We start from the raw sequence: 14,741 nt of genomic DNA on the forward strand, positions 1-14,741 counted from the left end.
ATGGGTTTCAATCTTTCCGAATGGGCGTTGCGTAATCGCCAGATCGTACTGTTCCTGATGATCCTGCTGGCGGTGGTCGGCGCCTTGTCCTACACCAAGCTGGGGCAGAGCGAAGACCCGCCGTTCACCTTCAAGGCTATGGTCATCAAGACCAACTGGCCCGGGGCTACGGCCCAGGAAGTGTCGCGGCAGGTCACCGAGCGCATCGAAAAGAAACTGATGGAGACCGGCGAATACGAGCGGATCGTGTCCTTCTCCCGGCCCGGCGAATCCCAGGTGACCTTCATGGCCCGGGACTCGATGCATTCCTCGCAGATTCCTGACCTCTGGTACCAGGTCCGCAAGAAGATCGGCGATATCCGCCAGACCTTGCCACCGGATATCCAGGGGCCGTTCTTCAACGATGAATTCGGCACCACCTTCGGCAATATCTACGCCCTGACCGGCGAGGGGTTCGACTACGCGGTGCTTAAGGACTACGCCGACCGTATCCAGATCCAGTTGCAGCGGGTCCAGGACGTAGGCAAGGTCGACCTGCTCGGTTTGCAAGACGAAAAGGTCTGGATCGAGCTGTCCAACGTCAAGCTGTCGACCCTTGGCCTGCCCCTGGCCGCCGTGCAGCAGGCCCTGCAAGAGCAGAATACGGTGTCCAACGCGGGTTTTTTCGAGACCCCGACCGAACGTGTGCAACTGCGGGTCAGCGGTAACTTCAAGACGGTCGACGAGATCAGGAACTTCCCGATCCGGGTTGGCGACCGCACCTTCCGGATCAGCGATGTGGCCGATGTCCATCGTGGCTTCAACGATCCACCGGCACCGCGCATGCGCTTCATGGGCGAAGACGCGATCGGCCTGGCGGTGGCGATGAACGACGGTGGCGATATCCTGGTGCTGGGCAAGGCGCTGGAGCTCGAGTTTGCGCGTATCCAGAAAAACCTGCCGGCGGGGATGAAACTGAGCAAGGTCTCCGATCAGCCGGCGGCGGTGAAGAGCGGCGTCGGCGAGTTCGTCCAGGTGCTGGTGGAGGCCCTGGTCATCGTGTTGCTGGTGAGTTTCTTCTCCCTGGGGGTGCGCACCGGGATGGTGGTGGCCCTGGCGATTCCGCTGGTGTTGGCGATGACCTTTGCCGCCATGTACTACCTGGGCATTGGCCTGCACAAGATTTCCCTCGGTGCGTTGGTATTGGCCCTGGGGTTGCTGGTGGACGATGCGATCATTGCCGTGGAAATGATGGCAATCAAGATGGAGCAGGGTTTCGACCGCCTCAAGGCGGCGAGTTTTGCCTGGACCAGCACGGCTTTCCCGATGCTCACCGGGACCCTGATCACCGCCGCCGGTTTCCTGCCGATTGCCACCGCGCAGTCGGGCACGGGCGAGTACACCCGCTCGATTTTCCAGGTGGTGACCCTGGCGCTGCTGGCGTCGTGGATTGCGGCGGTGGTGTTTGTGCCTTACCTGGGCGAGAAACTGCTGCCGGATCTGGCGAAGATCCACGCCGCCAAGCATGGTGGCGAGCAGCCGGACCCTTATGGCACGCCGTTTTACCAGCGGGTCAGGCGCACGGTGGAGTGGTGCGTACGCCGGCGTAAAACCGTGATCGTGCTGACCATCGCGCTGTTTATCGGCTCGGTGATGTTGTTCCGTTTTGTGCCGCAGCAGTTCTTCCCGGCCTCCGGGCGACTGGAGCTGATGGTCGATCTGAAGCTGGCCGAAGGCGCGTCCCTGAACAACACTACCGAGCAGGTGGCGCGGCTGGAGGCCTTGCTCAAGGATCATCCCGGCATCGACAACTACGTGGCCTATGTCGGCACCGGTTCGCCGCGTTTCTACCTGCCGCTGGACCAGCAATTGCCGGCCACCAGCTTTGCCCAGTTTGTCGTGCTGGCCAAGAGCATCGAGGATCGGGAAGTGCTGCGGACCTGGCTGATCAAGGTCCTCGACGAGCAGTTCGCCGATGTGCGGGGGCGTGTGACGCGTCTGGAGAACGGACCGCCCGTGGGTTATCCGGTGCAGTTCCGGGTGACCGGCGAGCATATCGAGGTGGTCCGCGCCCTGGCCCGCAAGGTGGCGGCCAAGGTCCGTGAGAACCCCCATGTGACCAACGTGCACCTGGACTGGGAAGAACCGAGCAAGGTGGTGTACCTCAACGTTGATCAGGATCGGGCCCGGGCGTTGGGCGTGAGTACCGCGAACCTGTCGCGCTTCCTGCAACTGTCGCTGACCGGTTCGACCGTCAGCCAGTACCGCGAGGACAACGAGTTGATCGAAATCCTGATGCGCGGCACTGCCCAGGAACGCAGCCAGTTGTCGGCGTTGCCGAGCCTGTCGGTTCCGACGGACAACGGCACCAGCGTGGCGTTGTCGCAGATCGCAACCCTGGAGTACGGCTTTGAGGAAGGGGTTATCTGGCACCGCAACCGCTTGCCGAACGTAACGATCCGCGCCGATATCTATGGTCAGGAGCAGCCGTTGAGTCTGGTCAAGCAGATCATGCCGACCCTGGACCCGATTCGTGCCGAGTTGCCGGACGGTTACCTGCTGGAAGTCGGCGGCACCGTGGAGGATTCGGAGCGCGGCCAGGCTTCGGTGAATGCCGGTGCGCCGTTGTTCATCGTGGTGGTGCTGACCTTGCTGATGCTGCAACTGCGCAGCTTCTCGCGGGTGGCGCTGGTGTTCCTCACCGCGCCGTTGGGGCTGATCGGGGTGACGTTGTTCCTGCTGGTGTTCCGCCAGCCGTTCGGTTTTGTCGCGATGCTCGGGACCATTGCCCTGTCGGGGATGATCATGCGCAACTCGGTGATCCTGGTGGACCAGATCGAGCAGGATATTCGTGCGGGCATGTCGCAATGGCAGGCGATTATCGAGGCGACGGTGCGGCGTTTCCGACCGATCGTGCTGACCGCCCTGGCGGCGGTGCTGGCGATGATCCCGTTGTCACGCAGCGTGTTCTACGGACCGATGGCGGTGGCGATCATGGGCGGATTGATCGTGGCGACGGCCTTGACCCTGCTGTTCCTGCCGGCGCTGTATGCGGGGTGGTTCAGGGTGAAGAAGGCCGAAGCCTAGTCATGTCAGCAGCCCAATCGCCAGGTTGGGCCGCTGTCTCATTTTTGCTGCTTATTGAGATAGCATCGATTTTCTGCTGTACTCCTGTCTCAGAAATGAAAATTTTGAGACAGTGATGATCAAGCCGCCGCCAGAGACTCTGAATGAGGTTTTTAGCTTGATTCAGAGCAAACCCCATAAAAAGCATATTTCAGATTATATGGGGTTGCATAAACCTCTGGATGACAAAGGGCGTTATTTACCTTTTGAAGAGCTGCGGCATCGTTTGCCGAAACATCTTGATGCGGCCGTTTGCTGGAGTATTGTGAAGTCGGCGAGGGAGGATCAATATTCAAAAATCCTGCCTGTTGGAGAGCCTACGGTTTGGTGCAATTATATTCTGACCCCCATTGCCCAGAAAACGATTTCCACCGTGGATATCAATGCGACCACGGCGGCATTGAAGTACATGACAGGCAAAATAGGCGAGCAGGCGCATTTTAATTATCTGTTGAGTGATCTCGTTGAGGACGAGGCAATTAGCAGTAGCCAGTTGGAAGGTGCTTCTACCACTACGTTAGTCGCAAAAGATATGCTGAAACGTAGCAGGAAGCCTCGTACACCTGACGAGAAGATGATCATCGGTAATTTCAAACTCATGAATTTCGCCTGGGAGATGAAGGCGGAACCCCTGAGTGTCGAGTTGATTTCGGCGATGCACAGAGTCGGTGTTGACGGGATCGATGATGCCAAATATGCCCCCGGCAGATTCAGAGAAAACGATGAAGTGGTGGTGCAGGACGGTGACGGTCATGTAGTCCATACGCCGCCTCCGGCTGAAGGGATTGTAGCAAGGCTTGAGACGCTGTCCGAGTGGATCAATCAGCGTCATGGTGATGGGCCGGATGCCGATTATATTCACCCGTTGGTCAAAGCGATTGCCCTGCACTTTGCCTTGGGTTATGAACATCCTTTCAGAGACGGCAACGGGCGTGTAGCAAGAGCGCTTTTTTATTGGTTCATGTTTAAAAATGATTATGGCGCATTTCGCTATGTATCGATCAGTGTGTTGCTGAAAAAAGCCTCGACTCAATATGGTCATTCGTACCTTTATGCCGAGACCGACGAACTGGATATCACCTATTTTGTCGATTATCAATGCTCGGTTGTCATGCGTGCGGTCATTGAGCTGAAAACGGCCTATGAGAAGAGTATTCGGGAAGCTGAGGACTTTAATCGGTGGTTATGGGACTCTGGGCTGTATAAGCAATTCAGCGAAAAACAGAAAATTATTTTTCAAGTGGCAAAAAGTGGCCGGGCGAAACACTTTACTGCCGTCAATGTAAAAGAAAATCTCGACTGCTCTTATAATACGGCCAGTGCCGCCTTGAATGGATTGGTGGAACTGAAGGTCTTCAGCAAGAAGAAGGCGGGACGCGAATGGGTTTTTTCGATGGTTGATAAAACTGAAATTCAGAAAGTCTGGCGCACGGATACCTGATTTACCGATGAGCGGCGTGGCGCTTGTCCAGGTCGTGTTGAATCAGACAAGCGCCTACCGGAAATGTCAGAGCGCGCCAAACACCTTCTTCGCCAGGCTGGTGGCCGCCGCCGCCGGGTTGGCGCGGATGTCTTCTTCCTTCAGGGCGATCATCTTGAACAGGCCGTCCAGGGCCTTTTCCGTTACGTAGCCTTCAACGTTGGCACTCTTGGCGTCGAGTACGCCGAGGGTCGCCGCCTGCCCGGCGAACGAGTTGTACTGCTTGGCCAGGCCCACCTTGTCGGTCGCCTCCTTGACGATCGGCAGGAACTTGGCGCGGATCTGCTCACGGCTGGTCTTGTCCAGGTACTGAGTCGCCGAATCCTTGCCGCCGGTGAGGATGCCCTTGGCATCGGTCACGGTCATTTTCTTCACGGCATCCACCAGCAGGGCCTGGGCCTGCGGCATGGCCGCTTCCGCCGCCTTGTTCATGCTGGCTTCCAGTTGGTCAACCTGGGCACCCATGCCGAACTGCTTCATCTTGCTGGCAACTTTGCCCAGGTTGCCCGGCAATTCGATCTTCACGGCCGGGTTGTCGCTGAAACCACCCGGCTTGCCAAGGTTGGTCACGGCGGCGACGGCGCCCTGGGCCAGGGCATCCTTGAGGCCTCCGGACGCTTCGCCCTGGGTAAGACTGCCCAGGGAAAAGGCCAGGGCGTTGACGGAAATCAGCAGGCCTGCGCAGAGGCCGGCCAGACGAAGGGAGGGACGGAGCATGGACGCTTCCTTGTTGGGTCAGTAGGGAAATTCATGGCGCCAGAGGAAACCTGGCGCCAGCCAGTAGGAATCTAACGGATTTATCGGCAAACGCCAGTTTTCGTCAGACGTCGCCGCCACTCAGGCACTGAGGATCAGGCTTTGCGGTTTCTCTTTCAGCAGCACGACGGTGCGCGGAATGGGCTTCATGGTGAATTTCCGGCGGCTGCCGAAGGTGCCCTGGGTTTCGTAGGTCTGCCCCGGCTTGACCTTGTTCACGTCGTAGCGCAGGTAGCGCGGGATCGAGCCCTTGAAGAAGGTGATCTCCTCGCTGAGGACATGCAGCGGGATTCCCGGTTCGGTCTGGGCCACCAGCCTCAGGGTCGCCAGGGTATTGTCTTGCGTGCCGATCATCGGCACCAGCGCCGCGCTGAGGTACAGATACCCCGGTGGGCTCAGGTGAAAGGTCTCTTCCTGGTTGTCCCGGCGCCAGCGGAAGCTGTACTTGATGTCCGGCAGCAGCGAAGTACCAGCGACACTCAGGTCGATGTCGATCTCGACCTTGCAGTTACGCTTGAGATCCGCCGGCAGTTCGAAGCTGAAGCGCCAGGGCGACTGGTCGGGGAGTTGCGCACTGGTCCAGGTCCCCAACAGGGTGTCGCTGCAGCGGTTGCGCAGGGTGATGCGGGTTTCGGCCTTGGCCGGGATGCTGTAGTCCGCTGGGAAGTGGAAAACAGCGGTCACGACGTTTTTTGCGGTCATCTCGATGTCCTTATCGAACGCGTCAAAGGCAACGCAAGATTGAGTCTACACGGGCCTTTGCCCTTGAAAACCGGCGGAGAAGCATCCTTGCTGCTTTACCGAATAGTCCGACAAGGGTGGTTCGCGTTATCCCGCTTCAGGACCCGATTCAGGGCTCTGTTCGGCGGCATCTTCGCTACGATGCAGTGCCACTTGCCGAATCGACAGGCGGATTTCCGCCGGTAGTACCCGTTTGGCCGCGCCCTCGGCCAGCTCGCCGAGCAGTTCGTGATAACCCAGTTTGCCGGCGCCATCGCGGCTGAGCACATCGAGGTCGAGCAGGGTCTGGATAAAGTGGCGGAACAGGCTCTTGTCGAAGAACTCCGGGGCGTTCAGGCCATGGAGAATCGACAGGCGCTGGGCCATGACCGTGCACAGGTCTTCCAGCTCCTCGGCGCTGATGCTGTGCTGGCCGCTGTTGAGCAGCAGCGAGATGGCCATGTAGAAGCGTTGCAGGGTCTGGGCGATGCTCCGCGACAGCAGGGTCAACAGCACGAAGTGCCGCGAACTCGGCGCCGGGCGCAGGTAGACGTCGTTCTCCAGGCGTAACAGGCCCTGTTCGACAAAGGCTTGCAGCCATTGGTCGATCACTGCGTCCAGTTCATCGAGTGACCAGCGGATAAACAGCTCCGCCTGCAGGTACGGGTAGAGCGCGCGGCTGTAGCGCAGGATCTGCTCGCGGCTCATGCGCGAGGCGCTCTGGAAGAAGCTCGCCAGCAAGGATGGCAGGGCGAAGATATGCAGCACGTTGTTGCGGTAATAGGTCATCAGGACGGCGTTCTGCTCGTCCAGGTAGAGGATCTTGCCCAGGGCGTCGCTTTGTTCGGCCAGCAGGTCCATGTCCTTGACGTGCTGGATCAGCGCCCGGCCATCGCCTTGCGGCAAGGTGGTGTGTGGCGAATAGGGGACGCGGCGCAACAGCGCCAGGTAGAGGTCGAGCACCCGGGCCATAGCGCGGTCGTCGAGGGCCAGGCGCGTGGTCGAGAGCAGCGCCAGGGCCACCAGGTTCACCGGGTTGATGGCTGCGGCTTCGTTGAGGTGCCGGGCCACGCGCTCGCCCAGGCGATGGGTGGTTTCATTGAGCCAGGCCGGGCGGAATTGCGGACCCAGCTCCTGGGTACGCCAGTCCGGTTGTTCCTGATCGAGGAATTCGGCCAGCTTGATCGGTTCGCCGAAGTTGACCGCGACTTGGCCGAAGCGCTGCTTGAGGGCGCCAATGACTTTGAAAATGTCGAAGATCGATTCTTTCTTTTTACTCGCGCCACGCAATTCGCCCAGATAGGTACGACCTTCCAGCACGCGTTCGTAGCCGATGTACACCGGGATGAAGACGATGGGCATGCGCGAGGAACGCAGGAAGCTGCGCAGGGTGATGGCCAGCATGCCGGTCTTGGGTTGCAGCATGCGCCCCGTGCGCGAGCGGCCGCCTTCGACGAAGTACTCCACCGGGAAACCCTTGGTGAACAGGGTGTGCAGGTATTCGTTGAACACCGAGGTGTAGAGCGGGTTGCCCTTGAAGGTGCGACGCATGAAGAACGCCCCGCCACGGCGCAGCAGGCCGCCGATCACCGGCATATTGAGGTTGATCCCGGCGGCGATGTGCGGTGGGGTCAGGCCGTTGCGAAACAGCAGGTACGACAGCAGCAGGTAGTCGATATGGCTGCGGTGGCAGGGCACGTAGATGACTTCATGGCCCTGGGCCACGGCCTGCACGCCTTCGATATGGTTGACCTTGATGCCGTCGTAGATCTTGTTCCAGAACCAGCTCAGCACCACTTCGAGGAAGCGGATGGCGGTGTAGGTGTAGTCCGAGGCGATCTCATTGCCGTAGCGCAGGGCCTGGGCCTGGGCTTTTTCCACGGAGATATTCTCGCGCTGGGCTTCTTCGAGGATCGCCTGGTGCACCATCGGTTCGTTGACCAGGCCCTTGACCAGATTGCGCCGGTGGGAGATATCCGGACCGATCACCGCAGCCTTCAGGTTGCGCAGGTGCACCCGCAGGATGCGTTGGGCCATGCGCACCGTGCGTTCATGGCCCTTGTTGTGTTCGATCAGGCCGCGCAGGTGGATCGGCGCCGAGAATTGCACGCGGGTCTTGCGCCCGAGAATCAGGATGCTCAGCAGCCGGCGCAGGCGCCCGGTGACCGCCCAGCTGTCGGCGAACAGCAGCTTCCAGGGGCTCGACTCGCTGTCCGGCGACTGGCCCCAGAACACGCTGACCGGAATGATCAGTGCGTCTTCGGCGGGGTTCTCGCTCAAGGCACTGACCAGCCGGGTCAGGGTCGGCGGCGCGCCGCGCTTGTCCTGACGGCCGAGCCAGTCGGGTTCGGGGGTCAGGTAGAAGAACGCCGCCGGCTCCAGCAGCGAGCCGACCGACACCGGCAGCACCGGGCGCGGCAGGCCGGCCTTGGTGCATTCGCGGTCGACCACGGCCAGGTCGGTCAGCGACGGCGATTGCAGGACGTAGAACACCGGTCGGCTGCGGTCGAGGTCGAGGTTCAGCGACGACTGGTTGATCGTCTCCGAGCGCACCCACAGGTACAGGAGGCGGCGCAGGGTACCAAACACGAGACGGCGGAACGGGGAACGGGTCATACGGCTTCTGCAGGCAAAGGGATTGAACCGAGCGTTTGCTCGGGGCGGCTAGTGTGCCGTATTCGTCAAAGATCGGCAAAAACGCTGCGAACTAATATTGATTGAGAGTTTTTTGACCTGTCTTATACTCGGTCGTTCGCCGTGAGCGGTAGGATTCATCCGCGCAGTGCGACGTTCTGGCGACGCTGCAGACGGGGCCCGTCGAGTCGGGCCCACCCCACAATAACAAGACGGAGTACGGATTCATGGCAACTCGCGAGACAGGCAACGTGAAGTGGTTCAACGACGCCAAGGGTTACGGTTTTATTCAGCGCGAAGACGGGGCGGATGTGTTTGTGCACTACCGCGCGATTCGTGGCGAAGGCCATCGCTCCCTGGCCGAAGGGCAACAGGTGGAGTACGCGCTGGTGGAAGGCCAGAAAGGCCTGCAGGCCGAGGATGTGGTGGGGCTGTAACACCAGGCATTCAATCGGCGTTATATCGACACTCTTGACCCTTGACCGACAATGACGCTCAACGCGGTCCTTGTGGGAGCCGGCTTGCCGGCGATAACGTCCGCAAGATCGATGCAAGACTTGCTGGCCTCATCGCCAGCAAGCCGGCTCCCACGGATAGGGTATTCACCGCGAAATACCGTCAAGCCCAGGTTCCATCCGAACAGGCCGGCGCCGGTGTTACGCCGTACGCCAGGTGATCTCTTCTTCGCCATCGGCGCTGATGCGGATCCAGCGATCAGCGGTTTCCTCGCCTTCTTCCTCGACCCAACTCCCCGGGGCGCAACGCACTTCCACGTTCAGCGCGGCAAACGCGGCACGGGCGCAGGCGATGTCGTGGTCCCAGGGAGTCTGGTCGCTTTCCAGGTACAGGCTGTTCCATTTGCCCACGGCCTTGGGCAGCCAGGTCACCGGGACATTACCGGCCTTGCACTTCCAGGTCTGGCCACGCTGGGTCCAGTCGCTGCAAGGCCCCAGCGCGGCACCGAGCCAGGCGGCAACGGCCATGTGATCGACGTCGTCGTCCTTGAGGTAAATCTCGATATCGGGCTGGCGCATGGAAATCCTCGCTGCGGTTGTTCGAAAAATCCATTCGCGGATTTTGCCGGCCTTGAACCTGTGTCCAAGGCCATGAAGAGTGGGGTTATTGTAAAACGAAGTAATCGTAGCGCATCGATACGCTGACCTCGAACGGCTCCGGCTGCTCGATGACCTGCGCCCTGCGCTCGGCACTCGCGCGCCAGCCGTGAGGGGTCATGGCCAGAAGATTTGCCCGGTCCTGGGCACTGGCCAGGCTCAGCTTGAACTCCAGCACTTCGCTGTGTTGCAGCGCCATGCCGGCCGGCACCAGGGCCAGGTGCTTGTCGTCGGTGTATTCGCGCACTTCATCGTACAGACGCTCGCGCAGCTCCATCAGATGGCCGCTGGTCGGTCCGACTTTCATCAGGCCGCCACCGGGGCTCAGCAGGCGTTTGGCTTCCTGCCAGTCCAACGGGCTGAAGACGCTGGCGATGAACTGGCAACTGGCGTCGGCCAAGGGTACCCGCGCCATGCTGGCGATCAACCAGGTCAGTTGCGGGTTACGCCGGCAGGCACGCTTGACCGCTTCGCGGGAAATATCCAGCGCATAACCCTCGGCGTCGGGCAGGGCCTCGGCCAGTTGCGCGGTGTAGTAGCCCTCGCCGCAGCCGATATCGACCCAGTGTCCCGGCGCCCGTTCGGCCGCCAGTTCCGCCAGGCGGCGGGCCACCGGTGCGTAGTGGCCGGCGTTGAGGAAGTCGCGCCGAGCCTCGACCATGGCCAGGTTGTCACCCGGGTCGCGGCTGTTCTTGTGCTGGACCGGCAGCAGGTTCAGGTAACCCTGGCGTGCCCGATCGAAACGATGTCCGACCGGACAGGCCACGCCGTTGTCGACCACGCCCAGGGGCGCGGTGCAGAGAGGGCAGGTGAGCATCAGGCAAGCAACTTGATCAGGGTCTGGTAGTAGATTTCAGTCAGCACGTCGAGGTCGCTGGCCAGGACCCGTTCGTTGACCTGGTGAATGGTCGCGTTGACCGGGCCCAACTCGACCACCTGGGTGCCGAGGGTCGCGATAAAACGACCGTCGGAGGTGCCGCCGCTGGTGGAGGCCTTGGTCTCGCGCCCGGTGATCGCCTTGATGCTCGCCGACACCGCATCGAGCAGCGCGCCCGGTTCGGTCAGGAATGGCAGGCCGGACAGCGCCCATTCCACGTGCCAGTCCAGGCCGTGCTTGTCGAGGATCGCCGCGACCCGCTGTTGCAGGCCTTCGACCGTGGACTCGGTGGAGAAACGGAAGTTGAACAGCGCCACCAGCTCGCCGGCGATCACGTTGGTCGCGCCGGTGCCCGAGTTGAGGTTGGAAATCTGGAAGCTGGTCGGTGGGAAGAAGGCATTGCCGTCGTCCCAGTGCTCGGCGGCCAGTTCGGCCAGGGCCGGGGCGGCCAGGTGGATCGGGTTCTTCGCCAGGTGCGGGTAGGCCACATGGCCTTGTACGCCGCGCACGGTGAGCTTGGCGCCGAGGGAACCACGGCGGCCGTTCTTCACCACGTCGCCGACCAGGGTGGTGCTCGACGGTTCGCCGACGATGCACCAGTCCAGGCGCTCTTTACGCGCGGCCAGGCGCTCGACCACGGCCTTGGTGCCATGGTGGGCCGGGCCTTCTTCGTCGCTGGTGATCAGGAACGCGACCGAGCCACGGTGGTCCGGGTAGTCGCCGACAAAACGCTCGGCGGCCACCAGCATGGCGGCCAGGCTGCCTTTCATGTCGGCTGCGCCACGCCCGCAAAGCATGCCGTGCTCGTCGATCAGTGCGTTGAACGGATCGTTCTGCCAGGCCTGCAACGGACCGGTGGGGACCACGTCGGTGTGACCGGCAAAACACAGCACCGGGCCTTCCTGCTTGCCGTGGGTAGCCCAGAAGTTGTCGACGTCTTCGATACGCATCGGCTCAAGCTTGAAACCGGCATCGCCCAGGCGCTGCATCATCAGTTTCTGGCAGTCGGCGTCGACCGGCGTCACGGAAGGGCGGCGGATCAGGTCGCAAGCGAGTTGCAGGGTCGGCGAAAGGTCGGCGTGGGCCGTCATGGGAAAGCTCCGGTGCTTTTGTAGGAGCTGGCTTGCCAGCGATTCAGGCGACGCGGTGAACCTGGACCACCGCGTCGCCTGAATCGCCAGCAAGCCGGCTCCTACGGGGTAAGGGCGCGCAAAAGGGGGATATCTTAAAGCAAAACGGCGGCCCGCAGGCCGCCGTTTCGTGTCGTGCATCGCGTTTATGCGACCGCTGCAGGCTCCGGCGCGCTGACCGGTTTGGGCAGCGAGGAGACGAAGGCCATGATCAGCGCCGCCAGGTACGGCAACGACTGCACCAGCAACATCACCACCCAGAAGCGCATGTCATTGCTCGGCAAGCCTTGCACCAGGAAGATCCCCAGCGCTGCGGCCCACAACAGCAGCATGATGAACATCTCTTCCCGGGCTTCCGAAATCGCCACCCAGAAGCCGTGGTTGTCGGCGTTTTTCGGCGTACGGAAGAACGGAATGCTGCTGGTGAAGAAGCCATACAGCACCGCTTTGGCGATGGTGTGGGACAAGGCCAGCCCCGCCAGTGCGGCGGCGAAGGCATCCTTCATGTTGACCCCGACCGCGCGGCGGTAGAGGAACAGGATCTTGCCGACCTTGAACACGAACAGCGCCAATGGCGGGATGGCGAAGATCATCAGCGGCGGATCGACCCGTTGCGGCACGATGATCATCGCCGCCGACCACAGCAGCGCACCCACGGTGAAGAAGATGTTCATGCCGTCGGCCACCCACGGCAACCAGCCCGCGAGGAAGTGGTAGCGCTGGCCACGGGTCAGTTCGGTGTCCTTGCCACGCAGCAGGCTGGCGGTGTGCCGCTTGATGATCTGAATCGCCCCGTAGGCCCAGCGGAAACGCTGTTTCTTGAAGTCGATAAAGGTATCGGGCATCAGACCCTGGCCGTAGCTTTCATGGTGATAAGCCGCCGACAGGCCTTTTTCGAAGACCCGCAGGCCCAGCTCGGCGTCTTCGCAGATGCACCAGTCGGCCCAGCCCAGCTCTTCCAGAACCGAACGTCGGGTCATGGTCATGGTGCCGTGCTGGATGATCGCGTCGCGGTCGTTGCGGGTGACCATGCCGATATGGAAGAAGCCCTTGTATTCCGAGTAGCAGAGCTTCTTGAAGGTGCTTTCGTTCTGGTCGCGGTAGTCCTGTGGCGATTGCACGATGGCGATCTTCGGATCGGCGAAGTGCGGCACCATGTGCTTGAGCCAGTTGCGATCGACGCAGTAGTCCGAGTCGATTACCGCAATGACTTCGGCGTCCGGCGCGGTGTGCGGGATCAGGTAGTTCAGCGCACCACCCTTGAAACCAGCCAGCGGCGCGACGTGGAAGAAGCGGAAGCGCGGGCCGAGGGTTTCGCAGTAAGCCTGTACCGGTTCCCAGACCGCCGGGTCCTTGGTGTTGTTGTCGATGATCAGGACTTCGTAGTCCGGATAATCGAGAGCGGCCAGGGCGTCGAGGGTCTGTTTGACCATCTCCGGCGGCTCGTTGTAGCACGGCACGTGGATCGAGACTTTCGGCCGGTACTGCGAGTCGCCTTCCACCGGTAGGAATTCACGCCGACGCTTGTGGGTCCAGACCGCTTCGGCCAGTTCGTGGGCCTCGGTCAGCAGGACGATGAAGACGCCCAAGGCACCGATGGCCAGGAGGAAGCCCACCGTCAGGCTGAACCAGGTGCTGTATTGCTGGCTGTAGTCGTAGCCGATCCACACCAGCACCGAACCACAGAGGAACGCGGTGAAGGTCAGGAAGGTCCGGCCGCGCTGGCGCAGGGCCGAGCCGTCGATCATCAGCAGGGTCAGCGAGAGCAGTGCGAGCACCACCGAGCCGATGGCCAGTACGCGCCATTGCGGGATCGCCACCACCGGGCCTTCGAAGTTGAACTTCTGCTGGCGCGCGGCGTTGAACACGCCCCAGTAGGCGCCCACCGAACCTTCGTCGCTGGCCTTCCACGGCTGGTCAAAGGCTTCGATCACGAAGTAGTTGAAGCCCTGGCGGTTAAGCTTGTTGACCAGGGTGCGCAGGTAGATGGCCTGATCGGCCTGGGTCGCATCGGCACCGCCACGCATGCGGCCGTTGCTCGGCCAGCCCACTTCCGAAAGTAGCAGGGGCTTTTTCGGGAACATGCGCTTGAGTTCGCGGGCGCGGTCCAGTACGTACTGGCCGGCCTTGTTCATGGGAATGAATTCCCAGTACGGCAGGATGTGCGCGGCGATCAGATCGACGTGCTTGACCAGCTCCGGGTTCTGTTCCCAGATATGCCACTGTTCCGAGGTGGTCACCGGCACCTTGACGGCGGCCCGCACGCGGTCGATCAGCACGGCCAATTCCTTGGCGGTGATTTCCTTGCGGAAGATCGCCTCGTTACCGACCACCACGCGTACGACACTGCGGCTGGTGTTGGCCAGTTCGATGGCGCGGGCAATTTCACGCTCGTTGCGTTCCTGGTCCGGGCTGATCCAGATCCCCAGGGTCACCCGCAGGCCGAATTCTTCGGCAAGCTTGGGAATGTCCTGGAGGGTGCCGTCGACCGAGTAGATACGGATGTTATCCGTCAGCTTGCTCATGATCTCCAGGTCACGACGCATTTCATCGTCGGTCGGGTACTGGTCTTTCTGCGGGAATTGTCCCTGCTGGAAAGGCGAGTAGGAGAAGCCAGCGATCTGCTCGGGCCAGTCAGGCGCCGAAACCGGGCGGTTGATCAACGCCCAGAAACCGGTAAATAGCGCGGCAATTGCCAGCACTACGACCAGGTTGAGTCCAAATTTACGCGATGACATAGGTATTTCGGGTTCCGAAAAGGGCTAGAACAGGGAACAGAGCGGCGCGCATCCTACACTTGCTATCCGTCGACCGTACAGCACCGTGGAGTGTGCGCAGACATTGGGCAATGACGCAGGACTTAAGTTCTTTCGGGATTCTTTGTAGCCCTATTATCGTCAAAGTGTTGTGATTTAGCGCTCATGGAC

Annotated in this window: 10 protein-coding genes; 3 read left to right on the top strand and 7 right to left on the bottom strand. The window is 61.1% G+C overall.

All coding sequences use genetic code 11. The annotated features are described in order from the left end of the window. Together HX866_RS01850 and HX866_RS01855 are read left to right on the top strand one after the other, a co-directional pair. On the top strand, positions 1-3,066 hold the full coding sequence (locus tag HX866_RS01850) for an efflux RND transporter permease subunit (protein WP_177137858.1): 3,066 nt from the start codon (positions 1-3) through the stop codon (positions 3,064-3,066). A 115-nt stretch (positions 3,067-3,181) separates the two neighbouring features. Then, positions 3,182-4,546: a Fic family protein gene (locus tag HX866_RS01855; RefSeq protein ID WP_177092993.1), complete on the top strand. Its 1,365-nt coding sequence runs from the start codon at positions 3,182-3,184 to the stop codon at positions 4,544-4,546. A gap of 66 nt (positions 4,547-4,612) precedes the next feature. Here HX866_RS01855 and HX866_RS01860 read toward each other — a convergent pair whose 3' ends face one another. The 3 genes from HX866_RS01860 to plsB form a co-directional block, all read right to left on the bottom strand. After that, a complete protein-coding gene (locus HX866_RS01860; RefSeq protein ID WP_177092992.1) occupies positions 4,613-5,302 on the bottom strand; it encodes a DUF4197 domain-containing protein in 690 nt (229 codons plus the stop codon). A 120-nt stretch (positions 5,303-5,422) separates the two neighbouring features. Next, positions 5,423-6,043 (bottom strand): hypothetical protein, encoded by a 621-nt coding sequence (locus HX866_RS01865; protein ID WP_177092991.1) that lies wholly within the window; start codon positions 6,041-6,043, stop codon positions 5,423-5,425. A 126-nt stretch (positions 6,044-6,169) separates the two neighbouring features. Continuing rightward, positions 6,170-8,677, bottom strand: coding sequence for a glycerol-3-phosphate 1-O-acyltransferase PlsB (plsB, locus tag HX866_RS01870; protein WP_177092990.1), 2,508 nt, complete (start codon positions 8,675-8,677; stop codon positions 6,170-6,172). Positions 8,678-8,922: 245 nt separating this feature from the next. Here plsB and HX866_RS01875 point away from each other — a divergent pair, with 245 nt between their 5' ends. Continuing rightward, positions 8,923-9,132: a cold shock domain-containing protein gene (locus HX866_RS01875; protein ID WP_177092989.1), complete on the top strand. Its 210-nt coding sequence runs from the start codon at positions 8,923-8,925 to the stop codon at positions 9,130-9,132. A 219-nt stretch (positions 9,133-9,351) separates the two neighbouring features. On the opposite strand, the gene HX866_RS01880 is transcribed toward HX866_RS01875, so the two are convergent. From HX866_RS01880 to HX866_RS01895, 4 genes are all read right to left on the bottom strand, one after another. Then, positions 9,352-9,729, bottom strand: coding sequence for a hypothetical protein (locus tag HX866_RS01880; protein ID WP_177137860.1), 378 nt, complete (start codon positions 9,727-9,729; stop codon positions 9,352-9,354). A gap of 85 nt (positions 9,730-9,814) precedes the next feature. Then, positions 9,815-10,624 (bottom strand): putative RNA methyltransferase, encoded by an 810-nt coding sequence (locus HX866_RS01885; protein ID WP_177137862.1) that lies wholly within the window; start codon positions 10,622-10,624, stop codon positions 9,815-9,817. Continuing rightward, positions 10,624-11,775: a succinyl-diaminopimelate desuccinylase gene (dapE, locus tag HX866_RS01890; RefSeq protein ID WP_177092986.1), complete on the bottom strand. Its 1,152-nt coding sequence runs from the start codon at positions 11,773-11,775 to the stop codon at positions 10,624-10,626. Before dapE ends, HX866_RS01885 begins: the two co-directional genes overlap by 1 nt. A 185-nt stretch (positions 11,776-11,960) precedes the next feature. Beyond that, a complete protein-coding gene (locus HX866_RS01895) occupies positions 11,961-14,552 on the bottom strand; it encodes a glycosyltransferase (protein ID WP_177092985.1) in 2,592 nt (863 codons plus the stop codon). Positions 14,553-14,741: the final 189 nt, after the last annotated feature.

This window comes from Pseudomonas gingeri (assembly GCF_013386165.1).
Taxonomy (GTDB): domain Bacteria; phylum Pseudomonadota; class Gammaproteobacteria; order Pseudomonadales; family Pseudomonadaceae; genus Aquipseudomonas; species Aquipseudomonas gingeri_C.